20 protein-coding genes are annotated in these 26622 nt (G+C 54.7%); 15 read left to right on the top strand and 5 right to left on the bottom strand.

Annotation, left to right across the window (positions count from 1 at the left end; all coding sequences use genetic code 11):
* Positions 1–50: 50 nt before the first annotated feature.
* From amyA to fliD, 4 genes are all read right to left on the bottom strand, one after another.
* Complete coding sequence (amyA, locus tag AC6I8B_RS11840; RefSeq protein ID WP_157352428.1) at positions 51–1532, bottom strand: alpha-amylase; 1482 nt, start codon at positions 1530–1532, stop codon at positions 51–53.
* Positions 1533–1633: 101 nt separating this feature from the next.
* A complete protein-coding gene (gene fliT / locus AC6I8B_RS11835) occupies positions 1634–1999 on the bottom strand; it encodes a flagella biosynthesis regulatory protein FliT (RefSeq protein ID WP_010247612.1) in 366 nt (121 codons plus the stop codon).
* Positions 1999–2406, bottom strand: a complete 408-nt coding sequence (fliS, locus tag AC6I8B_RS11830; RefSeq protein ID WP_010247609.1) for a flagellar export chaperone FliS — start codon at positions 2404–2406, stop codon at positions 1999–2001. Before fliS ends, fliT begins: the two co-directional genes overlap by 1 nt.
* A gap of 11 nt (positions 2407–2417) precedes the next feature.
* Positions 2418–3830, bottom strand: coding sequence for a flagellar filament capping protein FliD (gene fliD, locus AC6I8B_RS11825; RefSeq protein WP_157352425.1), 1413 nt, complete (start codon positions 3828–3830; stop codon positions 2418–2420).
* Positions 3831–4165: 335 nt separating this feature from the next.
* Here fliD and AC6I8B_RS11820 point away from each other — a divergent pair, with 335 nt between their 5' ends.
* From AC6I8B_RS11820 to AC6I8B_RS11775, 10 genes are all read left to right on the top strand, one after another.
* Positions 4166–5365, top strand: a complete 1200-nt coding sequence (locus AC6I8B_RS11820; protein WP_022625486.1) for a FliC/FljB family flagellin — start codon at positions 4166–4168, stop codon at positions 5363–5365.
* A 159-nt stretch (positions 5366–5524) separates the two neighbouring features.
* Positions 5525–6727 carry a flagellin lysine-N-methylase gene (fliB, locus tag AC6I8B_RS11815; RefSeq protein ID WP_157352423.1) on the top strand — a complete coding sequence of 401 codons (1203 nt, stop codon included), beginning with the start codon at positions 5525–5527 and terminating at the stop codon, positions 6725–6727.
* Positions 6728–7032: 305 nt separating this feature from the next.
* A complete protein-coding gene (locus AC6I8B_RS11810) occupies positions 7033–8001 on the top strand; it encodes an HNH endonuclease signature motif containing protein (RefSeq protein WP_157352420.1) in 969 nt (322 codons plus the stop codon).
* A gap of 144 nt (positions 8002–8145) precedes the next feature.
* Positions 8146–8868, top strand: a complete 723-nt coding sequence (locus AC6I8B_RS11805) for an RNA polymerase sigma factor FliA (RefSeq protein ID WP_003854529.1) — start codon at positions 8146–8148, stop codon at positions 8866–8868.
* A gap of 50 nt (positions 8869–8918) precedes the next feature.
* On the top strand, positions 8919–9422 hold the full coding sequence (gene fliZ, locus AC6I8B_RS11800; protein WP_010247591.1) for a flagella biosynthesis regulatory protein FliZ: 504 nt from the start codon (positions 8919–8921) through the stop codon (positions 9420–9422).
* Between the two features lie 218 nt (positions 9423–9640).
* Positions 9641–10627 carry a D-cysteine desulfhydrase gene (locus AC6I8B_RS11795; RefSeq protein WP_010670829.1) on the top strand — a complete coding sequence of 329 codons (987 nt, stop codon included), beginning with the start codon at positions 9641–9643 and terminating at the stop codon, positions 10625–10627.
* 113 nt (positions 10628–10740) lie between these two features.
* Entirely contained in the window at positions 10741–11541 is an 801-nt protein-coding gene (gene tcyJ, locus AC6I8B_RS11790; RefSeq protein WP_010670828.1) for a cystine ABC transporter substrate-binding protein, read from the top strand.
* Positions 11541–12209, top strand: a complete 669-nt coding sequence (tcyL, locus tag AC6I8B_RS11785; protein ID WP_003854540.1) for a cystine ABC transporter permease — start codon at positions 11541–11543, stop codon at positions 12207–12209. The genes tcyJ and tcyL overlap by 1 nt, the downstream gene beginning before the upstream one ends.
* Entirely contained in the window at positions 12206–12958 is a 753-nt protein-coding gene (tcyN, locus tag AC6I8B_RS11780; RefSeq protein ID WP_010247571.1) for an L-cystine ABC transporter ATP-binding protein TcyN, read from the top strand. Before tcyL ends, tcyN begins: the two co-directional genes overlap by 4 nt.
* Before the next feature lie 464 nt (positions 12959–13422).
* Positions 13423–14508 (top strand): acyltransferase family protein, encoded by a 1086-nt coding sequence (locus AC6I8B_RS11775; RefSeq protein ID WP_010247569.1) that lies wholly within the window; start codon positions 13423–13425, stop codon positions 14506–14508.
* A gap of 1257 nt (positions 14509–15765) precedes the next feature.
* Here the strand turns inward: AC6I8B_RS11775 and putA are convergent.
* Positions 15766–19713: a trifunctional transcriptional regulator/proline dehydrogenase/L-glutamate gamma-semialdehyde dehydrogenase gene (gene putA, locus AC6I8B_RS11770; protein WP_157352417.1), complete on the bottom strand. Its 3948-nt coding sequence runs from the start codon at positions 19711–19713 to the stop codon at positions 15766–15768.
* Between the two features lie 451 nt (positions 19714–20164).
* On the opposite strand from putA, the gene putP reads away from it, so the two are divergent.
* The 5 genes from putP (at position 20165) to phoH (ending at position 26471) form a co-directional block, all read left to right on the top strand.
* Positions 20165–21649: a sodium/proline symporter PutP gene (putP, locus tag AC6I8B_RS11765; protein WP_010670826.1), complete on the top strand. Its 1485-nt coding sequence runs from the start codon at positions 20165–20167 to the stop codon at positions 21647–21649.
* A 189-nt stretch (positions 21650–21838) separates the two neighbouring features.
* Positions 21839–22663, top strand: a complete 825-nt coding sequence (gene efeU / locus AC6I8B_RS11760) for an iron uptake transporter permease EfeU (protein ID WP_010258496.1) — start codon at positions 21839–21841, stop codon at positions 22661–22663.
* A gap of 52 nt (positions 22664–22715) precedes the next feature.
* Complete coding sequence (gene efeO, locus AC6I8B_RS11755; protein ID WP_010258498.1) at positions 22716–23831, top strand: iron uptake system protein EfeO; 1116 nt, start codon at positions 22716–22718, stop codon at positions 23829–23831.
* A 2-nt stretch (positions 23832–23833) separates the two neighbouring features.
* A complete protein-coding gene (gene efeB / locus AC6I8B_RS11750; protein WP_033757967.1) occupies positions 23834–25111 on the top strand; it encodes an iron uptake transporter deferrochelatase/peroxidase subunit in 1278 nt (425 codons plus the stop codon).
* Positions 25112–25682: 571 nt separating this feature from the next.
* Positions 25683–26471 (top strand): phosphate starvation-inducible protein PhoH, encoded by a 789-nt coding sequence (phoH, locus tag AC6I8B_RS11745; RefSeq protein ID WP_010258505.1) that lies wholly within the window; start codon positions 25683–25685, stop codon positions 26469–26471.
* Positions 26472–26622 lie beyond the last annotated feature (151 nt).

Raw genomic sequence — 26622 nt, 5'->3', positions numbered from 1 at the left:
TCTGCCTGCCGGGGCGGGTTTAGTTTTGAGTCATTTCTTCGGCAACGACCTTATTCTGCAACCACCCAGACGCTGACACTGCCACCGTTACAGACAAAGACCGCCGTGCCGTGCTCGTCGGCAGTAATGGTCTCTTCCCGATTCCCCAGATGATCGCGCCAGACCTTACCGGCAAAACCTTCACCCATCGGCACGCTTTTCTCACCGGCATCGCCGTTCGACATGATCACCACACAGCCTGGCTGTGTTTCGGTGCCGCTGCGGCTGAAGGCCACGCAGTTTGGGTGATCAAAATAGTCGGTCTGCACACCCCAGCCATACTGCTGGCGCGCCCGGATTAATCCTTCCAGTTCAGGGATCACCGGCATCTCAATTTTGTACTTCTCGCCGTCGCCGCCTTCATCTTCATAGGTCGCGCCGAACAGGTCGGGATAGAAGATGGTAGGCACACCCTGCTCACGCAACAGGATCAGCGCATAGGCCAGCGGTTTAAACCAGGCTTCTACCGGTGCTTCCAGCGACTGCAGCGGCTGGGTGTCGTGGTTAGCCACGATCGTCACGGCATGCCACGGATCAGCGACCACCAGCGAGTTAGCAAAGATCTGGCTCATGTCGTAGGCGCTGCCCGCGGTTGAGGCCTGGTGGAAGTTCATGTGCAGTGGCGCATCAAACAGCATGGTTTTGCCTTCTACCTGATGCACATACTCCTGCAGCTTCTCCGTTTCAAACGACCAGTATTCCGCGACGATAAACATCGGCTCCTCAGCAACCTCCTGAATATGGTCGATCCACTCTTTGTAGAACCAGGCCGGGATATGTTTTACCGCATCGAGACGAAAGCCGGTGCAGGGCACCTGTTCCATCACCCAGCGCGCCCAGTATTTAAGCTCTTCCCTGACCGCGTTGTTGCGAAAATCGATGTTGGCACCCATCAGATAGTCGAAATTACCCAGTTCGTTATCAACCTGGTCATTCCAGCCTTCGGCGGTGTAGTCATTGATGATTTTGAATACGCCGTTTTCGTCCGGATTTTCGATGTGGTCTACGCCGCTAAAGCATTTGTGGTCCCAGACAAATTTCGAAAACTCCCCGGCGCGTGCCGGAAACGTAAATTTCGTCCAGGCCTCGCACCCGACCACCTCGTCGTAGATTTCATCGCGGTTATCGGGATTAACGCGGTTAACGCTGATCGTCTCTTTTTCGTCGGCACCCATTTTGTGGTTCAGCACCACATCCAGCAGCACCCCAACGTTGTGACTACGCAGGGCTTCTGTTGCCGCCAGTAACTGCTGTTTGTCGCCATATTTGGTGGCAACGCTGCCTTTCTGATCAAATTCACCCAGGTCAAACAGATCGTAGCTGTCGTAACCGACAGAATAGCCCCCCGAATCCCCTTTGTAGCACGGTGGCAACCACGCCATGGTGATACCTATTTCGCTGAGCCAGGCCGCACGATCGGCGACTTCCGGCCACAGTTTGCTGCCATCCGGGTAATACCAATGGAAAAACTGTAATAACGTTGGGTTTTGCATGTACCACACTCCAGGGGATGATGAAAATCAAGTATGGAGTAAGCGGCAAAAAAGAGACGCCGCGCAGAAAAATAAATCTGGCGGCGTGAAAGAGCAGGGGATCAGGAGAGGGTTTCGTGCGGCACCATAACAACGCCGCCTTGATTGCTATAAGCGGACATCACCGATTTCTGGCGGCTGTTCTGACCCACCAGTGAGGCCAGCTCATCCATCCGCGCCTGCAGCAGACGTTTCACTTCACATTCGTTATCGAGAATACGGCGCAGCACCGGACGTAATTGCTCCTGAGTCTGTGCCGACGGCGACACGGCTTCTGTCGATTGGGCTAAGTTCTGCACCGCACTGACATACTCCATCTCCCTGCTGATCAATTCATCCCATTCGCCTTGTGCTGCATGACGCAGCATTCCCTGGCTGAGATCGAGTAACTGTTGGTAAACGGTAATCAGATGCGGTGCAGTAGTCATTAAACGGCGTCCTGAATCAGGTTAGGTTGAACCACTTCTTTCCACGCGTCAGCAATGTTGCGCAGCAGGCCTTCGACCTCCTCGACCGCTGCAACATCATTGTTCAGGTTGGCATGCAACAGGCGACGCGTCATGTAGTTGTAAAGATCCAGCAGATTATCGGCCAGCTCATCACCACGGTTTTCAGTCAGGCCCTCTTTCAGGCCCGCTTCGATAATATTGATCGCTTTGGAGATCGAGTTGCCTTTGCCTGCAATATTGCCATCCTGCATAAACAGGCGGGCGCGGATTAACGCGCTCAGTGCACCGTCGAACAGCATCACAACCAGCTGCTGCTGGCTGGCGCTCATCACGGCGCTTTCTACGCCAATTTTTGCATAGGCTTTGGTGCCTGTAGCGCTGTACATGGTCACTCCTGTTATTTTTTAGACGAATCGGACGTGTCGAACTGCTGCGTCAGATAGGTGCTGGTCGAGTTGAGTTTACTGATGGCCATATCCAGCTGAGTAAATTGCGTTTTATAGCGTGCGATATCGGCATCAATACGATCGCTGGTGGTGTTATAGAGGGTGGTTAACCTATTCAGTGTTTTACTCACGCCATCGGTGGCGGACTGAATAATCCCTTTAGTAGCCAGCCAGTCAGTCAGCTTGCTGTCGATTTTAGCGGCGATACCGGTTTTACCGTCACCTACGATCATCGCTTTCACACCTGCAGCATCTTTATCCAGTGCGCTGTTCAGCTTGGTCGAATCCAGTTTTAATGAACCGGTGGTGGGATCGGTGGTGACACCAATCTGACTCAGTGATTTAAAGGTAGATGTGCTCTGCGAATTAGTGAGCATGCTTTTCAGCTGCGTCTCAATCGTCCGTAACGTACTGTCACCCAGCAGGGCACCATTACTGGAGTCCTGTGCATCGCTGTTGGTATCGACTTTGGTGAATTTGGTCAGGGTATTGAACTGATCCAGCAACGTATTGTAGGCATCCACCCAGGCACTGATGGCGCTGGAGGATTTTGAGGTGTCTTTGGTAATCGTCAGCGTCTGATCGCCAACCGTCTGCGCGGTCAGATTTAAGGTAATCCCTTCCAGCGCATCGCTAATCTGATTGCTGCTGTTTTCAATCGCAACATTGTTGACCGTCAGTTTGGCATTCTGCGCAGCGACGCTCTGGGTCATCACGTTGCTGCTGGCGCTGGCGTCAAAGCCCACAATCCCCTGTAGCGTGCTGTCACCAGTGACGGCGATGGTTGCCACCGCATTGTCGCTGCCGGTTTTATTGGCGCTCATTGAGAGGCGGAAGCTGCCGTCTGATACCTTAATGATGCTGGCGGTGACGCCGGCATTGGCGCCGTTGATGGCGTCACGCATGCCGGTCAGCGAAGTCTGATCGCTGGAGAGCGTTACGCTTTTGCTGGTGCCATCTTTTAAGGTAATTGCGATGCTGCGGCTGGCCACGGAGCTGTCGCCCAGCGCGGCGGTGTTGCTACTCTGTACTCCTGAGGTCAGAACCTGCGCCTGTGCCAGCTGCGTGACGTTAATGGCATATTTACCGGCCACGGTGCTGCCAGAAGTGGTGGCGCTAAACGCTGTGGAGCTACTGGCCGCAGTCGTAGCGGTAAACAGGTCAGCACTGTTCAGCTTGGTATTAGCAGCCTGGAAAGTTGTCAGTGAACTTTTCAGGGTGGCGTAAGCACTGAGCTTGGCCGTATAAGCTGTCTGCTGAGTAGAAATAGGTTTGAGTGAAGCTTTTTCAGCGGTGGTCAAACTGTCAAGCATGGTACTGAGTGGCAGGCCGGAACCCACACCGAGGTTGCTTATACTAGCCATATTAATTCCTTTATAAGGTCGACAGAAAATTGATACCTGGGTTATCGGCCTTGAATAAGGAAAGTTTAAGGTTATTTGCCTTAGGGTAATGAGGTAAATAAGCACTATAGAGAAGGGTAATTCAGCGGCTAGAAAATTAATGAATTAAGCCTAAAGAAGTTCGGGCGGGTGGCGATAACTTAAAACGTGACAGGTTGAAGCAGAAAAATTCGCCTGGTACTAAAAAAATTCTAAAGGTTGTTAAACGGCAGACGATAACAACTTTGACGGCGCTGAAGCCGGCGGGTTGAAGCCCACACCTTAACCGAAAGACTTGATTAACAGGAAAATTCATCATGGCCCAAGTCATTAATACCAACAGCCTCTCGCTGATCACTCAGAACAACATCAACAAGAACCAGTCAGCTCTGTCTACTTCAATGGAGCGTCTGTCTTCTGGTTTACGTATCAACAGCGCGAAAGATGACGCTGCTGGTCAGGCAATTGCCAACCGTTTCACCTCTAACATCAAGGGCCTGACTCAGGCTGCTCGTAACGCTAACGACGGTATCTCTGCTGCGCAGACTACTGAAGGCGCACTGTCAGAAATCAACAACAACTTACAGCGTGTTCGTGAACTGACTGTACAGGCTTCAAGCGGTACCAACTCAGCTTCTGACAAATCTTCAATCCAGGACGAAATCAAATCCCGTCTGAGCGAAATCGACCGCGTATCTGGTCAGACTCAGTTCAACGGCGTGAACGTGCTGGCTAAAGATGGCTCAATGAAAATTCAGGTTGGCGCTAACGATGGCGAAACTATCACCATCGACCTGAAGAAAATCGACTCTTCTACGCTGAAACTGAACACTTTCAACGTGAATGGTCCACAGGGTACACCTACTGCTGCTGCAGCGGCTGACTTCCAGAGCGTTTACGGTTCTACCAGTAACGTATCTAAAGCCACTGTTGCTGAAGGCACAGCTGATAGCCTGGCAACTCGCCTGGGTGTTGCAGCCGCTAACGTCACTGTTACTGCAGATAAAGTGTATAAAGATGACAACGGCAACCTGTTCGCTAAAGTTAACGTGAAATCAGCCAGCGATGCAGAAACCAACAGCCTGAAAGCGAACGGTTTTGACATTGCTAACGGTGCAAACCAGGACTTCTACGTTGCAGTTGATGCGAAGGCTGCAGTAACGACTGCTGGTGGCGATACCGCTGCGTTCACACTGGATACGGCTAACATGAGCCTGTCTAACGTGACCTCGGGTTCAACTTCTGATCCACTGAAAAAGCTGGACGAAGCGATTGCCAGCGTTGATAAGTTCCGTTCTTCACTGGGTGCGATTCAGAACCGTCTGAACTCAGCCGTGACTAACCTGAACAACACCACCACTAACCTGTCTGCAGCACAGTCTCGTATTCAGGATGCTGACTACGCAACTGAAGTTTCAAACATGTCTAAAGCGCAGATCGTACAGCAGGCTGGTAACTCAGTGTTGGCTAAAGCTAACCAGGTTCCACAGCAGGTTCTGTCTCTGCTGCAGGGCTAATCACCCAACTTATAAAAGACAAACCCCGCTTCGGCGGGGTTTTTTTTATGCCTGCGATTAGCCTGTTTTTGCCCTGTTTCTCTGCCAATCAATCTCCCCGCGTTACTTTATCCTCACAGTAAGACTCTTTTTTAAATGCCTTTGTTGAGCAGGTAAATAATGAAAAATATTACTGTCGTGGAACCGCTCTTTGTCAGCGCCTTCAAATGTATTGGCAGTGAGTGTCGCGATCACTGCTGTAAGGGCTGGGATATCCACCTGGATAAGCCCACGGTCAATCGCTATTTAAAATCCTCGCTGATTGAAATCAAAACGCTGGCAGTTGAAAACATCACCACCACCCGCAAAAGCTTTGCCAGTTGGGGAACTATGAAGCTTAATGCTTCTGGCAACTGTGCATTTATGGATGAAAATCGCCTGTGCAAAGTGCATTCCCGGCTGGGTGCTGCCGCACTGAGCAACACCTGTGCGACCTATCCCCGAGCGGCGAACACCTTTAAATATGAACAGCAAAAAACGTTGGCGCTCTCCTGTCCGGAGGCGACCCGGCAATTATTAGCCTCACCTGACGCGATGCTGTTCGGGGAGAGCATCAGGCAACAACCTTACGGCAATAAAGCTAAAGATCTCGATCAACAAAAGAAATTGCTGAATCTGATGTGTCTTAACATCATTAAATTCAGCGGCATTCATCTTGATGAAGGGTTTTACGCGCTTGCCAGCTTTCTGCTGGGTGCGGAAAGAGTAAGCCCTGAAGAAGACTGGCTGGTCCAGATGGAGCATCATTTTTCTGATGTCCTCAACAACCTGACACAGGGTGAAATCAGGCGGCAGCTTGATCAGGTTAAACCTGACTATAACCTGCAATGGTCTTTACTGTTGAGATTGCAAAGCTGGTTCAGCACCATGGCCGATAAGCGCGCCTTTCCTACCCTGAATCACTACGTTAATAAGCTGATTTACATTCAGGCCGAAGGGGCCAAAACCGATGACGTCAGTCAGCCAATGATCCGGCTGGACAACGTCTGGCAGAAGCAGGTTATGCCCTGGCTTGCTGAACGGCCGTGGATAATGAATAACTATATTCAGTACCGCATTTATGATGATTTCTTCCCTAATAACGAAAATCGCAGCCCGTTACTGAGCTTATATCTTCTGACGGCAGAATGGTTCCTGCTTAAATCACTGATTGCGGCCAATGTTGAGTTGGTCGGAACCGTCAGTGAAGAGGATATTATTAATATCATCTACAGCTACCACTCAATAACAAAACATACGCCACAATCGGTGATGGCGTTTCTGGCCGAGATTGATAAGGTCAAGGTCAATGACGATTTGTCGCTGATTTACCTGCTTAAATAATCTGAGGCGATGCAGCTTCGCATCATCGGCATCGCCCATTTGTCCCTGATAGCTACGGGCGGGCATTAGCTAATTGCTGAAAGAATTGCAGCTGGTGTGCTGGCTTATTTTTATGCCAGCAGCTCCAGGCAATGCAACGTAATTTAACACCCGCTTCCTTCAAACTGGTTTCCTGACCACAACCTTGCAGGCTAAATGTCTCTCAATCCCAGGCAATCCCCCCAGCCCGTTACAGTTCCCCTCCAGACTGCCGATAACTCCTCACAGAACAACATCATTTTTGATTTTAACTTTGTGGAGTGTCTATGCGCTTCAATTATGACCTGTTACCGGGTGAGCGGTTGACCTTTGAAGAGATCGCCCGGCGTTATGCTCTGCAATACCCTGATGATAAAGAGCTGACGGCGCGCGCCTTGCTGAGTCCGTCAACCGGCCTGCGCACGCTGAAAATCCGCGCGGTGTTCGCGCAGGAAGAGAGCAACAGCCCGCTGGAGGACCTGCTGTTCATCTCCCATGACAACGAACGTAAAAATTACCTGCGCCGCTTTGAGCACTACCTTAAGCAGAATCTCTCCTTCCTCTATTTCCGTCGCAGCGATAGCGAAAAGCGCGACAACCTGTGGAAGGTGATGGGCAGCAGCCAGGTCTTCGCGATGATCGATCCGCAATCCGCCACGGCACAGAATCTGCTGAACAGTCGCGGCTACAAACTGGTGCTGATGCATCAGGATGATGAAGACGCTTACTGGCAGCTTTTCAATCCACAGGCGGATCCCTGTTTTCCGCAGTCGCAGCGCATTCAGTTCATCGTGGTGCTGAGTACGCCGCAGCACAAAGTCCCGGCGGCGGTGATGCCCGGAACTGAGGTCGGGCGTCGTGTCAAAGCCCGGGTGCTGCAGCGCGCCAGCCAGGCGGAATTCAGCGCCGGTGTCAAAGCCCGCTACGGCGCCTGTGTGATGACCGGCACCGAGCTGACCGAACGGCATAAGTGGCCGTGGGTGGAAGCCTGCCATATCGACACGCAGGAAGGGGATGACGGTGTACTGGCAGATAACAGCATCGATAACGGCCTGTTTTTACGCAGTGATTTGCAGCGGCTGTTTATTAACCGACTGATTAGCATTGATGGTGAATCGGGCGAGATTCTGGTGCATCCTGGCGAGGAGGCGCAGCAGCATCTTGCGCCCTGGTATCAGGAACTGGAAGGTCGCGTCTGCAGCCTGTGGGCGGCAGTGCCGCCCGCCACCCGGCAACGGCTGCGTGCCCGTCGTTAATCTTCACTGAAGAGTGCAGAAGGATCTGCACTCTGAGGTAACAAAAATGAAATAGCCTCGTTTTACCCCGCCTATTCAGCCAATCGAAAACGCTACAGAATTGGATAATCATGCCGATAACTTCATTAACGCAGGGTAGTCAACGTGAACGATTTCTATACCGCCGAAGGCGTGATGGACAAGCATTCGCTCTGGCAGCGCTACGTGCCGCTGGTGCGCCATGAAGCGTTGCGTCTGCAGGTTCGCCTGCCGGCCAGTGTTGAGCTTGACGACTTGCTGCAGGCGGGTGGGATAGGGCTGTTAAATGCCGTAGAGCGTTATGACGCGCTCCAGGGTACAGCCTTTACCACCTATGCCGTGCAGCGTATTCGTGGCGCCATGCTCGACGAGCTTCGTAGTCGGGACTGGGCACCGCGCAGTGTGCGTCGTAATGCACGCGAGGTGGCCGGAGCAATGCACAGAGTGGAGCAGTCGCTGGGGCGTTCTGCCTCTGAGCAGGAAGTGGCGCAGCAGCTGAATGTTTCCATGGAGGAGTACCGGCAGATCCTGCTGGACACCAACAACAGTCAACTTTTCTCCTACGACGAGTATCGGGAAGAGCACGGCGACAGCGCGGAGCTGGTAACGGAAGGCCATGAAGAGGCTAATCCGCTTCATCAGTTGCTTGAAGGGAGTCTGCGTGAGCGCGTCATTGAAGCGATCGAAGCATTACCCGATCGTGAAAAGATGGTGCTGACACTGTACTACCAGGAAGAACTGAACCTGAAAGAGATTGGGGCGGTGCTTGATGTGGGTGAATCCCGTGTCAGCCAGCTGCACAGTCAGGCGATTAAACGCCTGCGTGCCCGACTTGCGGGAGCGCGCTAGCAGTATCAGTTCCTGGCGATTCAAAATTATAAAAAACCGGGGACTCAGTAATGGGAGCCAAGACCAAGGCCAGACCGTTAAGTCGTTATCTTAAAGACTATAAACACAGCCAGAGCAACTGTTCACACTGTGGCAAGGTATTAGATCGAATGGCGCTCGTTTTTCGTGGCCAGATCATCAATAAAGAGGCCATCGCTCGGATGGACCAGATGATTGATGAGCAGCTGTGGCTGAAACTTCAGCCCGAACTGACCGCGCTTTGTCGTTTTTGCAGTGATATTTTTTGTAATACCCATCCTAATTACTTCGACATAATGGCGTTTAAACAGTATCTGTTTGAACAGACAGAGATGAGCCCCAGCACGATTCGTGAATATGTGGTGCGGCTGCGTCGTCTGGATGAGATGCTGAAAGCCAGAAATTTCCCGGCCGACAGGCTTCAGGGAAATAGCTGGCATCAGTGTCTGGAAAGCGATCTGCCCGATGCCGGTAATAACAATTACCGCATCGCGCTGCGCAAGTACGATCAGTTCTTAGGCTGGCAGCAGGGTTAACCCTGATCTGCACCGATTGCTCCCCCGCGTGCCTGCGGCACGTTCCCCTTTTGCCCGCCAGCCGGGTAGAAGGGAAGGGGGAGCACGGCGCTTCTTTCTCCTGCAACTTTCACTACACATCTGTCTCACCGCATCTGCTGACACCTGAATCAGGGTGATCCTTTTCGCATCTTCTGCAACACTGTAAGGATAAATTGAATGCCCGAACGGAGGCAGCATTGTCTTTACATCTGTTACACCAATTCCCACGTCTTGAACTGCTGGGTGCACCCACGCCGTTAGAACATCTGCCTCGGCTCTCTGACTATCTGGGCCGCGATATTTTCATCAAACGCGATGATTTCACGCCGGTGGCGATGGGCGGCAATAAGCTGCGCAAGCTGGAATTTCTGGCGGCGGACGCGCTGCGTGAAGGCGCCGATGTGCTGCTGACCGCGGGCGCTATCCAGTCCAATCATGTGCGTCAGACGGCGGCAGTCGCGGCCCGGCTTGGCCTGAAGTGCGTGGCATTGCTGGAAAACCCGATTGGCACCCACGCTGAAAATTACCTGAGCAACGGCAACCGTCTGTTGCTGGATCTGATGGACGCTGAAGTGATCATGGTGGATGCGCTGAATAACCCTGCGGAACAGCTGGCTGAACAGGCCACGCGTCTGGAAGCCCAGGGTTATCGTCCTTACATCGTGCCGGTCGGCGGCTCAAATGCGCTGGGTGCACTAGGCTATGTAGAGTGCGCGCAGGAGATTGCTCATCAGAGCGAAGGCGTGGTCGATTTCGCCGCCGTGGTCGTGGCCTCGGGCAGTGCCGGTACCCATGCCGGACTGGCGGTGGGTCTGGAGCATCTGCTGCCGGAGACCGAGCTGGTGGGCGTCACCGTTTCACGCCAGGTTGAGGCGCAGTTGCCGCTGGTGGAGCGGCTGCGTCAGTCGCTGGCGGAGACGCTGGAAGTGCAGGCTAAGGCACCGATTACCCTGTGGGATGACTACTTTGCGCCGCGCTACGGCGAACCCAATGATGAAGGCATGGCTGCGGTGAAACTGCTGGCGCGGCTGGAAGGGATCCTGCTGGACCCGGTCTACACCGGCAAGGCGATGGCCGGACTGCTGGATGGCGTGAGCCAGAATCGTTTCCGCCGTGAAGGTCCTTTGCTGTTTATTCATACGGGCGGCGCACCGGCGTTATTTGCTTATCATCCTTCGGTCTGAGACAAGCGAATAAAACAGTTTATACTCCGTGGGTTATCCTACTGGACTGGCAGCGACAAGCCGTGCTGCCCTTATAAGAACACACACACAATACTGTCAATAATGGGGTGAATATGTCCTTTTCTCGTGCAGGTCGTCAGATGATGATGGGCGTCATGGCCGTGGCGCTGATTGCTGGCGTCAACGTTAAAACCTTTGCAGCGGAAAATCTGCTGAACAAAATTAAAGAGCGCGGCACGCTGCTGGTGGGTCTGGAAGGCACCTATCCGCCATTCAGCTTCCAGGATGAAAAGGGCAAGCTGACCGGCTTTGAAGTGGAATTCGCGGAACAGCTGGCACAGCACATGGGCGTCAAGGCGAGCCTGAAACCGACCAAGTGGGACGGCATGCTGGCCTCACTCGACGCGAAGCGCATCGATGTGGTCATTAACCAGGTCACCATCTCTGATGAGCGTAAGAAGAAGTATGACTTCTCCACGCCATACACGGTCTCCGGCATTCAGGCGCTGACCATGAAAGCCAATGCGAACACCATCACCAAACCTGCGGACCTGGCCGGTAAAAAAGTGGGCGTCGGTCTGGGCACCAACTACGAGCAGTGGCTGCGTGAGAATGTGAAGGGCGTGGACATCCGTACCTATGATGATGACCCGACGAAATATCAGGATCTGCGTTCTGGCCGTCTGAATGCCATTCTGGTTGACCGTCTGGCTGCGCTGGATCTGGTGAAGAAAACGGGCGATACCATGGCGGTCGCGGGTGATGCGTTCTCCCGTCAGGAATCGGGCGTGGCTGTACGTAAAGGCAACGAAGACCTGCTGAAAGCGATCGATCAGGCCATTGCTGACATGCAGAAAGATGGCTCGCTGAGCAAGCTGTCTCAGAAATGGTTTGGCGCGGACGTGACGAAATAATGCAGGAAAGTCTTCAACTGGTGCTGGATTCAGCACCTTTTTTATTAAAAGGCGCGCTGTTTACGCTGCAGCTCAGCATCGGCGGCATGTTCTTTGGCCTGCTGCTGGGCTTTATTCTGGCGCTGATGCGTCTGTCGCGCTTCTGGCCGGTTCGCTGGCTGGCACGAATCTATGTCTCGATCTTTCGTGGCACGCCGCTGATCGCCCAGCTGTTTATGATCTATTACGGCCTGCCGCAGTTTGGCATTGAACTGGATCCGATCCCCTCTGCGATGATTGGTCTTTCCCTGAATACCGCAGCCTATGCCTCAGAGTCACTGCGTGGCGCGATTTCATCGATTGAGCGCGGGCAGTGGGAAGCGGCGGCAAGTATCGGCATGACGCGCTGGCAAACCCTGCGCCGGGTGATCCTGCCACAGGCAGCCCGCACCGCGCTGCCCCCGCTGGGCAACAGCTTTATCAGCCTGGTAAAAGATACCTCGCTGGCGGCGACCATTCAGGTGCCGGAGCTGTTCCGTCAGGCGCAGTTGATTACCTCACGCACGCTGGAAGTCTTTACCATGTATCTGGCAGCCTCGCTGATCTACTGGGTGATGGCAACGGTGTTATCTGCGTTGCAGAACCGGCTGGAACAGCATGTTAATCGTCAGGATTCGGAGTCGAAATGAGCGCCATCGAAGTCAGAAAGCTGGTGAAGTCTTTTAACGGCCAGACGGTGCTGCACGACATCGACCTTGATGTGGCCGCCGGTGAAGTGGTGGCCATTATCGGCCCCAGCGGATCAGGTAAAACCACGCTGCTGCGCAGTATCAATCTGCTGGAAGTGCCGGATAGCGGCACCATCCGCGTTGGAGAGATTACCGTTGATGCGGCGCTGGCACAGAGCAAGCAAAAAGAGCAGGTGCGTCGTCTGCGGCAGCAGGTCGGATTTGTCTTCCAGAACTTCAATCTGTTTCCGCATCGTTCAGTGATGGAGAACATTATTGAAGGGCCGGTTATCGTCAAAGGCGAAGCGAAAGCGGATGCGGTAGCCCGCGCCCGCACGCTGCTGGAGAAGGTCGGGCTGCACGGCAAAGAAGAGAGCTATCCGCGCCGTCTGTCGGGCGGGCAGCAACAGCGCGTGGCGATTGCGCGTGCGCTGGCGATGCGGCCGGAGGTGATCCTGTTCGATGAACCGACCTCGGCGCTGGATCCGGAGCTGGTGGGTGAGGTGCTCAGCACCATTCGCGCGCTGGCCGAAGAGAAACGCACCATGGTCATCGTCACGCATGAGATGAGCTTTGCCCGCGATGTGGCTGACCGCGCCATTTTTATGGATCAGGGGCGCATTGTGGAGCAGGGCGAAGCGAAAGCGTTGTTCAGTAACCCTCAGCAGCCGCGCACCCGTCAGTTCCTTGATAAATTTCTGAATCAGTAATCCACACTGCCTTCCCAGGAAGGCAGTTTTAACCTCTTTAAAACCCTCATTTTTTAAGCTGCAAATGGCTATGGTCACGCTATTAGCAGGCGCAGTATCATAAATAACTCTGCCGCTGTTAAACCTTTTGGCACATCTGACAAATCTTTTCTTTTCATCGGGAATATATTGGCTTTTCCCGTTGCCACTTTCTCTTAATTATATTTTCTGAATTATGAAGCAATATTATCCTTTAAACAGGCTGCGGCACTGCTAATTAGTGTGTTGCGTCGATATTAATAAGTGTAAGGAAACGTTCTGCTAAGTAAATAACTGTGGTAACAGGGCCACTCAGCGGCTTTTAAGAGTTTCGCTACATTCATCACCGGTTCAATGGCGAATAATTGCCGGATAATCATAAAAGCAATACTGATTTCCTCGCTTTTACTTTCCAGCATTCTGACCTACACAGCAGGAGTCATTGAATGAACCAGACTAAGTCAGATCAGATATTGTGGGTAGATACCCTGAAGGGCGCCTGCATATTACTGGTGGTCCTGTACCACACAGTTTTACCCGGCTTTGAAGGGACGATGAAATATCTCTCTGCCGGATGGATCCCCGCCGAAATATGGATACAGTTTAATACGGTACTGTCGCCGCTGCGCATGCCCGCCTTCTTCTTTGTCTCGGGATTACTGGCGACCAATGGCATTCTGAACCGGCCCTGGAAGCAGGTATTTACCAGTCGCATCACCAATCTTTTTTATCTCTATATTCTGTGGGGGTTTATTCAGTGGTGGTCAATTATCGGTATCTCTACTGAAATTACCGGCCAGCGTATTTCGCAGAACCTTAATGCCGCCTATGCGGGTTCGCTATTCGAGTTTCTCAAGCTGACCTTTATGGCTATGAGCACCTCGTGGTATCTGTATGGGCTGGGACTCTATTTCCTCTGTGCTAAAGTTTTCCGTCAATATAAGCTGGCCCTGGTGGCGGTGGCGATCCTGCTGAATTATCTGGCGGCAGAAAAAGTGATCCCGTTCTGGGGACCACAGAGCCTGGCCCAATATTTTGTGTTCTTCCTGTTAGGGGCATTCTGGAGCCAGACGATGCTGCGCCTGAGTGAATGGCGGCGGGAGAATCTGATGCCCTGGGCGCTACTGGCGGCAGCCGCCGGGATTCATGTGCTATTCGGTCTGGATAAGAGTCTGTTCCTGTGTGTACTGGCGGTGTTATTCAGTATCGCGGCCTGTCGCTGGCTGAATCAGCACTTCAGCATGCGCTATCTCAACTGGGTTGGCCGCAATACGCTGCAGATTTACGTCATCCACCGTATTTTTATCGAGTTCTTTGGTATGTCTGCGATTCTGTTCGCGCAGCGGCATCATCTGTTCGAGCAGGCGTGGTTTTCGTTTCTCTGGGCCTGTTTCTATCCGGTGGCCATTGTGGGGCTTTGCTCGCTCTGTTCAGTGGCAATCTGGTCGCTGACCAATCGCGGAGTCGGGCAGTCGCTGTTTGTGTTCCCGACGTTAATGAAAAGGGCGCCTGGCGGCGCGAGCGGTGGGTAAGTTACGCTTAGCAGCATTAGCAGCGGGCTGGCAATGAGTAGGTTTCGCTTGGCAGCGGGCTGACATTCAGCGGGTTACGCCCGCCAGCCGAGGGGGGGTTTGAGATCCCTTAGCAGCAGGTATGCTCTGAGTAAGTTTCGCCCGCCAGGCGATGGGGAGTTTCAGGTTGCCTGTGCAGGCGGACGCGTCAAGGGGCTGACGCCCGCCCCTTAACAATCCCGGCGTCCGGCTGCCTGCGCGCCCCGCTGTGCGGGGTGCCTTCGTCACGCCCTGCGGCCGACGGACCGTCCGGACTCGCCATCCCTGGCTCGTACCGTCCTTTCGCCGACGTCCTGTCGGCTCATCCTGGCCTCCGATTGTTCCTCAGCGCTCCGGACGCCTCTGGTAAACCCCTGCCGGTGATTTCTTTGTGTTTTCTTTAGTGCAGCGTTGTCTGGTGATCCGAAAGCCAGTCTCAATTCCGGAATCTCACCGCAACACTCTTAGTGACCTGAAAACGAGATAACAGCGGTTAGGGTTGAATGCCATTCTGTATGCTGAGCCGAAAGTCAGAGGCAATCCCAGAAAACCACAGCGATAAAGCACTCAACATAAAAAGCAGAGATAACAGCGGGTGGGTTGAATAACATTCGGTCTGCTGAGCAAAAATTCAGAGGCAATCCCAAAAAACCACAGCGATAAAGCACTCAACATAAAAAGAAAAGATAACAGCGGGCGGGTGGAATGCCATTCTGTGTGCTGAGCCGAAAGTCAGAGGCAATTCCCAAACTCACAGCGACAGCGAACTCAACATAAAAAGAAAAGATAACAGCGAGGGGGTGGGGAGGCCGTCAGAACCGCTGAGCGGATGAGGGATTTCAGGACGAGCGACAGGGATGTCGCGAAGAGGCGGGCTCGCGCCAGGGATGGCGCGTCCCGCTGGTCCGTGAGAAATCCTGAAGTAGCGAAGGAACCGCGAAGCGGCGGTGAAGCAGGCCGGAGCCCGGGGTCAAGGGGGCGCGGCGACTGGCGCCCCCTTGTCGGTCGCCTGCAGAGGCGAATCTGAAACTGCCTGGCTTACCAGGCGAACGAAACCTTCTCATAGCCCGTTCGCGCAGCGAACAACCCCAGCCTTAGCACAGCACCCCAGCCCGTTCGCGCAGCGAACAACCCCAGCCTTAGCACAGCACCCCAGCCCGTTCGCGCACCGAACAATCCCAGCCTCAGCGCCGCACCTCAGCCAGTTCGCGCAGCGAACAACCCTCTTAAGCTTCAGCGCTACCCTATGGTCATCAGGCTCGCATTACCGCCTGCCGCAGCGGTATTCACACTCAGCGAACGCTCAATCAGCAGACGCTCCAGCAGCAGATTGGTCTCGCCGCGGGCAAAGCCCTGCACCGACACAATCGCACCTTCACGTGCGGCAATCTGTTCACACAGGGTACGCAGCTGATCGGCATCGCCGTGATAGATCACTGCATCAAACTCTGCTGCTAACGGGTCACGCGCCAGCGTGATGCGCGCTTTCACTGCATCCGGCAGCGAGGCCAGCAGGGCGCGATGCAGCTCATCATCCTGCCACAATGCTTTACTGCCGACGCTGGTCACCGCGGCCAGCTGGATTAACGCATCCTGCTCGTTATCAGCCAGACAGAGCACCTGATCACGCGGCAACAGTGAGAAAGTATTGCGTTCGCCTGTCGGGCCAGGCAGCAGACGGACCACGCCCGCCTGCGCCAGATCGCCATAGTGCTGGCAGAGTTCAGCCAGTTCAGGCTTATCCTTAGCCCAGTTGCTGAGTGCCAGATGCGGTGCCAGCAGTGACTGACGCAGCGTGCTGTCCGCCGGGCGTTCTGCATCCTGACGATCAAAAGTCAGACGCAGCGCACTATCCGGACGATGCGCCAGCAAGCGGTAAAGATAGAGCGGACCGCCCGCTTTCGGACCGGTACCGGATAAGCCCTCGCCACCAAACGGCTGTACGCCGACCACCGCGCCCACCATATTGCGGTTGACGTAGAGATTGCCGACTCGGGCGTTCGCCGTGACCTGTGCAATCGTTTCGTCGATGCGGGTATGTACGCCCAGCGTCAGGCCATAGCCGGACGCATTGATCTGCTCAACCAGCTGCGGCAGGTTATTGCGGGTGAAACGCACCACGTGCAGCACCGGGCCAAAAATCTCTTTATCCAGATCGCTGACCTGACCCAGCTCAATTAGTGTCGGTTTAACAAAGGTACCGCTATTCCACTCTTTGCTGTCCTGCGGGTTATCCTGCACCGCCTGATAGACCGTGAAGCCTTTATTACGCATCGCCTGAATATGGCGATCGATATTGGCTTTCGCTTCGGCATCAATGACCGGACCGATGTCGGTCGAAAAGCGCTCCGGATTGCCCATGCGGCACTCGGCCATCGCGCCGCGCAGCATCTTCAGGGTATGGTCGGCGACATCTTCCTGAATGCAGAGCAGGCGCAGGGCAGAACAGCGCTGTCCGGCACTGTCGAAGGCAGAGGCGACGATATCGATCACCACCTGCTCAGTCAGCGCGGAAGAGTCGACGATCATCGCATTCATCCCGCCGGTCTCAGCAATCAGCGGCACAGGACGACCGTGCTGGTCAAGGCGACCCGCCAGATTACGCTGCAGCAGTGTCGCCACCGCAGTTGAACCGGTAAACATCACGCCACGTACCCGAACGTCACCGGTCAACTGTGCACCAACGGTTTCACCCTGGCCAGGCAGCAGTTGCAGCACGCCTGGCGGCACACCCGCATCCAGCAGGATCTGAACCGCCTGTGCGGCAATTAGCGGTGTCTGCTCGGCCGGTTTGGCCAGCACGCTGTTGCCCGCTGCCAGTGCAGCCGCAATCTGACCGGTAAAGATCGCCAGCGGGAAGTTCCATGGACTGATGCAGACCACCGGGCCCAGCGGACGATGGGTTTCGTTGTCGAAATCGTCACGCACCATTCCGGCGTAGTAATAGAGGAAATCAACCGCTTCGCGCACTTCCGCGATGGCGTTGTTGTAGGTTTTGCCCGCTTCACGCACCAGGATGCCAAGCAGCTGCTGCATCTGGCCTTCCATGATCTGTGCGGCGCGTTCCAGAATGGCGGCACGCTCCTGCGGTGGTGTGGCAAACCAGATTGGCCCGCTGTTCACCGCGGCATCCAGCGCCACAGAAACTTCCTGCTCTGTGGCTTCACGGACCTGACCTACACGGTCGCCAGGCGCTGCCGGGTTCAGAATGTCGCGCAACTCGCCGGCACCCGCTTCACCGTCGATCATCGGCTCGGCCAGGCAGGGCTGTGCGGCGCTGCTCAGCAGGGCGCTGGAGAGTGAGGCAAGACGGTGTTCGTTGGCCATATCCAGACCCGCAGAGTTAACGCGGTTATCGCCATACAGATCGCGCGGCAGGGGGATTTTCGGATGCGGCAGACCAATGGCACCTTCGCTGGCACCCAGCTTCTCCACCGCGCTCACCGGATCGGCCACCAGTTCATCAATCGGCAGCGAGGTATCGGCAATGCGGTTTACAAAGGAGGTGTTGGCCCCGTTTTCTAACAGGCGGCGCACCAGATAGGCCAGCAGGGTTTCATGGGTACCGACCGGCGCATAGATACGGCAGGGGCGGTTAAGTTTGCCGTCCGCCACTTTGCCGACCACCTGCTCATAGAGCGGTTCGCCCATGCCGTGCAGGCACTGGAACTCATACTGACCGGGATAGTAGTTGTTGCCCGCCAGCTGATAAATCGCCGCCAGGGTGTGGGCATTATGGGTAGCGAACTGCGGATAGATCAGGCTTGGCACGGCCAGCAGTTTGCGGGCACAGGCCAGATAAGAGATATCGGTGTAAACCTTGCGGGTGTAGACCGGATAGCCTTCCAGGCCTTCCATCTGGGCGCGCTTGATTTCGCTGTCCCAGTACGCGCCTTTCACCAGACGAATCATCAGGCGACGGCGGCTGCGCTGCGCCAGATCGATCAGCTCATCAATCACAAACGGACAGCGTTTCATGTAGGCCTGAATCACGAAACCGATGCCGTTCCAGCCTTCCAGCTCTGGCTCGAAACAGAGTTTCTCCAGTAAATCCAGCGACAGTTCCAGCCGGTCCGCCTCTTCTGCATCGATGTTGATGCCGATGTCATAGGAGCGGGCCAGCAGCGTCAGCGATTTCAGAATAGGGTAGAGCTCTTCCATCACGCGCTCATACTGCGCGCGGCTGTAGCGGGGATGCAGTGCTGAGAGCTTGATAGAGATGCCGGGACCTTCATAGATGCCACGACCATTCGACGCTTTACCAATGGCATGGATCGCCTGCTGATAAGAGAGCAGATAGGCTTTGGCATCGCCTGCCGTCAGGGCCGCTTCGCCCAGCATGTCATAGGAGTAGCGGAAGCCTTTCTCTTCCAGCTTGCGGGCGTTAGCCAGCGCTTCGGCAATGGTTTCACCGGTGACGAACTGCTCGCCCATCAGACGCATCGCCATATCCACGCCTTTGCGGATCAGCGGTTCGCCACCCTTACCAATAATGCGGTTAAGCGAGCTTGAGAGATTCGACTCGTTGTGGGTCGAGACCAGGCGGCCGGTAAACAGCAGGCCCCAGGTCGCCGCGTTGACAAACAGTGACGGGCTGCGTCCCAGATGTGACTGCCAGTTGCCGTTGCTGATCTTGTCGCGGATCAGCGCATCGCGCGTTGGCTTGTCGGGAATACGCAGTAGCGCTTCAGCCAGACACATCAGCGCCACACCTTCATGGGAGGAGAGAGAGAACTCCTGCAGCAGGCTCTGCACCATGCCAGCGCGTCCGGTTGCCCCTTTCTGGTGCCGCAGCTTGTCGGCGAGCTGGTAAGCCAGCTGATGGGTTTTCTCTGCCAGCGCCGCCGGTAAACGTGCCTGTTCCAGCATCATTGGCACCGCATCGGTCTCCGGACGACGCCATGCGGCGGTCACCGCTGAACGAGTCACGGACTGAGGTAAAATCTGCTCTGCAAAATCAAGGAACGGCTGGTGCGTCTCCTCTGGCTGGGTGTCGTCGGACTCCGCGGCCGCCTGAGCAGAAAGCGGGATCTCCGGCACGGTATCGCCGGTTTCCAGCTGGCCCAGGTAGTTAAAGATCGCCTGTTTAATCAGCCAGTGCGGCGTGCGATCGATGCGCTGCGCAGCCAGTTTGATGCGCTCGCGTGTTGCGTCATCCAGTTTTACACCCATGGTGGTTGTAGCCATGACTCCAGAGCTCCTTGATAGTGGTTCGATACGGCGTTGGCTGCACTATCACTTAAGTTGCAACTTTGTGCAACCGTGTTAAATGTGAGCCAGTTAACACCCTTTTAACGTCGACGATTGTTAAATCCCGCAATGCGGCACGGATATTGCTGCAAGATCCTCGCCAGTCTGGCAGACCCGATGAAAAGCGGGTTTCAGGCAGGTAATACGATGGTGCAACCGGATAACTGTGAGCGAGTGCAACCTATGAGCACGTTTTCACAAACGGTTAGTGAAATCACTGTAACGCCTGTGTTAAATCCATTGTGCGCACAACGCCTTTCCGGCAGGATACCGCGCCGCTGGGAAATGAGTGACGCCCTGACGAAGAAAATCGGCCCGCTTTGCCCCGTTCCGGCAGGCGGGTAGCTGGCGATTTCTCTGGGATATCAAATAATAAGTGGAGAGACAGATGAGTGTAAGTACACCTTTGCTGGTGACCTTTTTGGTTTATATTCTTGGGATGGTATTAATCGGGTTTGTGGCTTATCGCTCAACCAAAAACTTTGATGATTACATCCTCGGTGGCCGCAGTCTGGGTAGCGTGGTTACGGCACTCTCTGCTGGTGCATCCGATATGAGCGGCTGGCTGCTGATGGGCTTACCGGGTGCGATCTTCATCTCCGGTATCTCTGAAAGCTGGATTGCGATTGGCCTGACGATCGGTGCCTGGCTGAACTGGAAAATCGTGGCCGGTCGCCTGCGGGTTCAGACTGAACATCACAACAACGCCCTGACGCTGCCGGACTTCTTTACCAGCCGCTTTGAGGACCACAGTAAAATTTTGCGCGTGATCTCCGCCATTGTGATCCTGGTGTTCTTCACCATCTATTGCGCCTCAGGCGTGGTAGCCGGTGCGCGTCTGTTTGAAAGCACCTTTGGTATGAGTTACCAGACCGCTCTGTGGGCGGGGGCAGCGGCGACCATTCTCTATACGCTGGTGGGCGGTTTCCTGGCGGTGAGCTGGACCGATACCGTTCAGGCGAGCCTGATGATTTTTGCGCTGATCCTGACGCCGGTGTTTGTGATTATCGCGGTCGGCGGCTGGTCTGATTCGCTGGCGGTGATTGAAGCGAAGAGCCTGGAAAACCTCGACATGCTGAAGGGACTGAACTTCGTCGCGGTGATCTCCCTGCTCGGCTGGGGCCTGGGCTACTTCGGGCAGCCTCATATTCTGGCGCGCTTTATGGCGGCGGATTCGCATCGTTCAATCCGTACCGCTCGCCGTATCGGTATGACCTGGATGGTGCTCTGTCTGGCCGGTGCCGTGGCGGTGGGCTTCTTCGGTATTGCCTACTTCCAGAACAACCCGACGCTGGCGGTTGGCGTTAACGCCAATGCGGAGCGGGTCTTTATCGAGCTGGCGCGTATCCTGTTCAACCCGTGGATTGCCGGTATTCTGCTGTCAGCGATCCTGGCAGCCGTGATGTCAACGCTGAGCTGTCAGCTGCTGGTCTGCTCCAGCGCCCTGACCGAAGATCTCTATAAAGGCTTACTGCGTAAAAATGCCAGCCAGAAAGAGCTGGTATGGGTAGGGCGTCTGATGGTGCTGCTGGTGGCGCTGATTGCGATCGCGCTGGCGGCTAACCCGGAAAACCGCGTGCTGGGCCTGGTGAGCTACGCCTGGGCGGGCTTCGGTGCGGCGTTTGGTCCGGTAGTACTGTTTGGTGTCTGCTGGAAGCGGATGAACCGCAACGGTGCGCTGGCGGGCATGATCGTCGGTGCGCTGACCGTGCTGGTGTGGAAACAATATGGCTGGCTGGGACTGTATGAAATCATCCCGGGCTTCATTTTCGCCAGCATCGCCATTGTAGTGTTCACGCTGATGGGCCGTGAGCCATCAGCAGAAGCGCAGCAGCGCTTTGCCGCTGCAGAGGCGGAGTTCCAGACAAAATAAGCGAGGCGTTAATCGGCTGGCCCGTCCCGAAAGGGGCGGGCTTTTTTGTTACAAAGATAAACCACTCAAAGATGAAATTATCTCCACCGGCAACTTGTTTTTTTCTCAGCGATAATGATAATCGGTATCGTTTACACTTTACCTTATTTTACTGTTTATTGACGCTGCTTAACATTCAAGAGGTTGGCGATGTTTGTTCCTTTTCTCATCATGCTGCGCGAAGGGCTTGAAGCCGCGCTGATAGTCAGCCTGATAGCCAGCTATCTCAAACGCACCCAGCGCACCCAATGGTTTCCCGCGATGTGGGCCGGTGTGTTTATTGCCGCCGGGCTCTGTCTGGGCCTGGGTCTGTTCATCAATGCCACCACCGGTGAGTTCCCGCAGAAAGAGCAGGAGCTGTTTGAGGGCATCGTGGCGCTGATTGCGGTGGTGATCCTCACCTCAATGGTTTTCTGGATGCGCAAAGTCGCCCGCAACATCAGGGTCGAGCTTGAACAGGCGGTCGATCAGGCGCTGCAACGCTCAGGTCGTGGCGGTCTGGCACTGGTGCTGATGGTGTTTCTTGCCGTGGCGCGCGAAGGGCTGGAGTCGGTGTTCTTCCTGCTGGCGGCGTTTACCCAGGATGTCGGTTATGCGCCGCCGATTGGCGCGGTGCTGGGTCTGGCAACCGCGGTCGTGCTGGGCATGCTGCTCTACTGGGGCGGTATCCGTCTTAACATGGCCCATTTCTTCCGCTGGACCAGCGTATTCATCCTGTTTGTCGCCGCGGGTCTGGCAGCGGGTGCCATCCGCGCCTTCCACGAAGCGGGTTTATGGAATCGCTTTCAGGATGTCGCCTTCGATCTCAGCAATACCTTATCGACCCATTCGCTGTTCGGCACCCTGCTGGAAGGGGTGCTGGGTTATCAGGAGTCCCCAAGCGTCAGTGAAGTGACCGTTTACTTCGCTTACCTGATTCCGGCGCTGATTCTGTTCTTTATGCCTGCGCGTTCTGCTGCGTCGGCCACTGTGTAATTTGACATTTAACGGGCGCATCTTACGCCTGCAACATGATAGGGAAAGAGAGATGACAATGCGTTTCCGCCGCAAGGCACTGCTGCTTCCTCTGCTGGCAATCTCCGCAACGGCGGCCGCGGCGGTTCCTCAGGTTACCGTAAGCGTCACCGACAAGCAGTGCGAGCCGATGAGCTTAACGGTCAAGGCCGGTAAGACCCAGTTCCTGATTAAAAACAACAGCCAGAAAGCGCTGGAGTGGGAGATCCTCAAAGGCGTGATGGTGGTTGAAGAGCGTGAGAATATCGCGCCGGGCTTCAGTCAGAAACTGACCGCCAATCTGGAGGCGGGCGAATATGAGATGACCTGTGGGCTGCTGAGCAATCCAAAAGGCAAGCTGATTGTGCAAGCCGGTGAGGGTGCGGCAAAAAGTGGCACCTCAGCACGTATGCAGCTGGAAGGCCCGATCACCGAATATAAAGCCTATGTGACCGACCAGGTGAACCAGCTGGTGAGCAACACCCAGGCCTTTACTGACGCCGTTAAAGCGGGTGATGTTGAAAAAGCCAAAGCGCTGTTTGCTCCGACCCGTCAGTATTATGAGCGCATTGAGCCGATTGCTGAGCTCTTCTCCGATCTCGACGGCAGCATTGACGCCCGTGAAGATGACTATGAGAAAAAAGCGGCCGATCCTAAGTTCACCGGTTTCCACCGTCTGGAGAAAGCGCTGTTTGCTGATAACAGCACGAAAGGCATGGCGGACTACGCTGAGCAGCTGAATAAAGATGTGAAAGATTTGCAGGTGCGCATCAGCGAACTGGCTTTCCCGCCAGCCAAAGTGGTCGGCGGCGCAGCCGGCCTGATTGAAGAGGTCGCTTCCAGCAAAATTTCCGGTGAAGAAGATCGCTACAGCCGGACTGACCTGTGGGACTTCCAGGCGAACATTGATGGCGCGCAGAAAATCGTTGAGCTGCTGCGACCCATGGTAAGCAAAGCCAATCCTCAGTTGCTGGCCAAGGTTGACGCCAACTTCAAAAAAGTGGATGCGATCCTGAGTAAGTACCGCACCCAAACCGGTTTTGAATCCTATGAGAAACTGACCAGCGCCGACCGTAACGCGCTGAAAGGACCGATCACCGCACTGGCGGAAGATCTTTCATTACTTCGTGGCACCCTGGGTCTGGATTAATCATGAGTCGCAAGGAAGATGACGCGCAGCCTGCGCGTCGTCGGTTACTAAAAGGGCTGGGGCTGCTGGGCAGCGCGGCAGCGCTGGGCGGCGGCTGTCCGTTCCATGCAGCCGCCGCCGACAGCTTTTCGCCGGGGACGGTTACGCCGCAGGCCCGACAGCAGATGCAGCCGTTTTATGGTCAGCATCAGGCAGGTATCACGACGCCACAGCAGGCATCGATGATGCTGGTGGCGTTTGATCTGCTCAGCAGCGATAAAACGGAGCTGGTGCGTCTGTTCCGGTTGCTGACCCAGCGTATTGCCTTTCTGACCACGGGCGGTCCGGCACCGGTAGTCACCAATCCGCGGTTGCCGCCAATGGATTCCGGCATTCTTGGGGCGACTATCGCGCCTGATAATCTGACGATTACCGTGTCGGTCGGCAATTCACTGTTTGATGAACGCTTTGGTCTGGCGCCGCACAAACCGAAAAAATTGCAGCCGATGACTCGCTTTCCCAATGATTCGCTGGATGCCAGTCAGTGTCATGGCGATCTGCTGTTGCAGCTCTGTGCCAACACTCAGGATACGGTGATTCATGCCCTGCGGGATATCATCAAGCATACGCCTGACCTGCTTGGCGTACGCTGGCGGCGTGAAGGCTTTATCTCCGATCACGCCGCGCGCAGTCAGGGGCAGGAGACCCCGATCAACCTGCTGGGGTTCAAAGATGGCACCGCCAATCCGGATACCCACAACCCTGCTCTGATGAATCAACTGCTGTGGGTGACAGACGATCAGGACGAACCGGTCTGGGCGCGCAATGGCAGCTATCAGGCTGTACGGTTAATCCGCTTTCACGTCGAAATGTGGGATCGCACGCCGCTGGGCGAGCAACAGACTATCTTTGGTCGTGAGAAATTAAGTGGCGCGCCGCTGGGGATGCAGCATGAGCGCGACGTTCCGGATTACGCCCGTGATCCGGACGGTGAGGTAATTGCGCTGGATGCGCACATCCGTCTTGCCAATCCCCGCACGCCAGAGACGGCAAGCAGCCTGATGCTGCGGCGCGGCTACAGTTACTCCGCGGGTATCTCTGCATCGGGACAACTGGAGATGGGGTTACTATTCGTCTGCTATCAGCACGATCTGGAACGCGGCTTTCTCACGGTGCAGCGGCGCCTGAACGGCGAAGCGCTGGAAGAATATATCCGGCCTTTTGGCGGCGGTTACTTTTTTGTTTTGCCCGGTGTACCAGACGCCAGCCATTATTTAGCGCAGTCGTTGCTGGAAGCCTGATTAAAATTCAACCACTGTGGGCGTCCCTGTTCTGGTCGCCCACGTTTTACGGTTTTCGTGCTTTGCTGACTGAGGTTAAACTGAGTTTTAGCGGTTGTCTGGCATATATAAAATAAGCTAATTCACTGTAATAAAACGCTTTTACATTTTGCCTTAAAAGAAATACATACACGTGATTAGCAATTCTTTTCCCAGCAGGTAAAATTACTATTGCAAAGGCCCAACAAAATGGTGCACTTTATTAAACAGGCGTAATCGGATGTGTTGATGTATCACACTGGAGTTCGCGCATGGGTCGAGTCTTTAATGGAAAGTCACTGTCAGTAAATAGATTGCGCCTGACCGCGAGGGCAATTCTGCCTCGTTATTTCTTCCTTCCTTCAACCATCTCTTTTGTCTTATCGCATCCTGTTTTATCCGGTGTTCAGCTACGCTATTGCGCTGCTGCATACCCACTATCCTGTCCTGTCATGGCTCAAAAGGAAGCCAACTGAAACCTCTAAAGCGTTCACGTTATCGCAACGGGCCACCGGCCTGACGCAGGAAATGAAACCAACTGAAAGGTGCCACTATGGGAAGACAGAAAGCAGTGATCAAAGCGCGTCGTGAAGCAAGAAGAGTGCTTCGTAGTGACTCAAGAAGTCATCGTCAGCGTGAAGAAGAGTCGGTCACTTCGCTGGTGCATATGAGTGGACTGGATGCCATTGGCATGGCGCGCGATACGCGTGACCGGTTGCCGATTGAAGCCCGTAATGAAGCTCAGGCGCACTATCTTAACGCCATAGAGAGAAAACAGCTGATCTTCGCAACCGGTGAAGCCGGCTGCGGTAAAACCTGGATCAGTGCCGCAAAAGCGGCTGAGGCCCTGATTAATAAGGATATCGACAGGATTATCGTTACGCGCCCGGTACTGCAGGCAGATGAGGATCTGGGATTCCTTCCCGGCGATATTTCTGAGAAATTCGCGCCTTATTTCCGCCCGGTTTATGACATTCTGGTTAAACGTCTTGGCGCATCCTTTATGCAATATTGTCTGCGTCCGGAAATTGCCAAGGTAGAGATTGCACCGTTCGCCTATATGCGTGGTCGCACCTTCGAAAATGCTGTGGTAATTCTGGACGAGGCGCAGAACGTCACCGCCGCGCAGATGAAAATGTTCCTGACCCGACTGGGCGAAAATGTCACGGTCATTGTTAACGGCGATATTACCCAGTGCGACTTGCCCGCTGGGGTGCCTTCCGGTCTCGCAGACGCGCTGGCGCGTTTCGAAGAGGACGAGATGGTTGGCATTGTACGCTTCGGCAAAGAAGATTGTGTGCGTTCTGCGCTGTGTCAGCGCACCCTGCACGCGTATAGCTAGCGTTTGATTGAGTAGAAGTGTAGCGCCCAAACCCGGCTCCGGCCGGGTTTTCTTATTGTGGGACAGGGCTGCGCCCGTGGTCGTTCCCCGGCGGGAGTTATCACACTCTCTCAGAGTGAAATATGCAAAAAAAAGAGCCTGAACAAAAGTT

The sequence above is a fragment of the Pantoea sp. X-Soil-ISGK-285 genome (genome assembly GCF_059730815.1).
The sequence above is the reverse complement of the archived record's forward strand: the minus strand, read 5'-3'. Positions and strand labels throughout refer to the sequence as shown.

Bases quoted from the DNA above. Each gene is read 5' to 3' on its own strand.
- tcyJ (WP_010670828.1), top strand. From the start codon at position 10,741: ATGTCCTTTTCTCGTGCAGGTCGTCAGATGATGATGGGCGTCATGGCC.
- fliB (WP_157352423.1), top strand. From the start codon at position 5,525: ATGAAAAATATTACTGTCGTGGAACCGCTCTTTGTCAGCGCCTTCAAA.
- AC6I8B_RS11810 (WP_157352420.1), top strand. From the start codon at position 7,033: ATGCGCTTCAATTATGACCTGTTACCGGGTGAGCGGTTGACCTTTGAA.
- fliZ (WP_010247591.1), top strand. From the start codon at position 8,919: ATGGGAGCCAAGACCAAGGCCAGACCGTTAAGTCGTTATCTTAAAGAC.
- tcyL (WP_003854540.1), top strand. From the start codon at position 11,541: ATGCAGGAAAGTCTTCAACTGGTGCTGGATTCAGCACCTTTTTTATTA.
- efeU (WP_010258496.1), top strand. From the start codon at position 21,839: ATGTTTGTTCCTTTTCTCATCATGCTGCGCGAAGGGCTTGAAGCCGCG.
- phoH (WP_010258505.1), top strand. From the start codon at position 25,683: ATGGGAAGACAGAAAGCAGTGATCAAAGCGCGTCGTGAAGCAAGAAGA.
- tcyN (WP_010247571.1), top strand. From the start codon at position 12,206: ATGAGCGCCATCGAAGTCAGAAAGCTGGTGAAGTCTTTTAACGGCCAG.
- fliT (WP_010247612.1), bottom strand. From the start codon at position 1,999: ATGACTACTGCACCGCATCTGATTACCGTTTACCAACAGTTACTCGAT.
- efeB (WP_033757967.1), top strand. From the start codon at position 23,834: ATGAGTCGCAAGGAAGATGACGCGCAGCCTGCGCGTCGTCGGTTACTA.
- efeO (WP_010258498.1), top strand. From the start codon at position 22,716: ATGACAATGCGTTTCCGCCGCAAGGCACTGCTGCTTCCTCTGCTGGCA.
- AC6I8B_RS11775 (WP_010247569.1), top strand. From the start codon at position 13,423: ATGAACCAGACTAAGTCAGATCAGATATTGTGGGTAGATACCCTGAAG.
- putA (WP_157352417.1), bottom strand. From the start codon at position 19,713: ATGGCTACAACCACCATGGGTGTAAAACTGGATGACGCAACACGCGAG.
- AC6I8B_RS11820 (WP_022625486.1), top strand. From the start codon at position 4,166: ATGGCCCAAGTCATTAATACCAACAGCCTCTCGCTGATCACTCAGAAC.
- fliD (WP_157352425.1), bottom strand. From the start codon at position 3,830: ATGGCTAGTATAAGCAACCTCGGTGTGGGTTCCGGCCTGCCACTCAGT.
- fliS (WP_010247609.1), bottom strand. From the start codon at position 2,406: ATGTACAGCGCTACAGGCACCAAAGCCTATGCAAAAATTGGCGTAGAA.
- amyA (WP_157352428.1), bottom strand. From the start codon at position 1,532: ATGCAAAACCCAACGTTATTACAGTTTTTCCATTGGTATTACCCGGAT.
- putP (WP_010670826.1), top strand. From the start codon at position 20,165: ATGAGTGTAAGTACACCTTTGCTGGTGACCTTTTTGGTTTATATTCTT.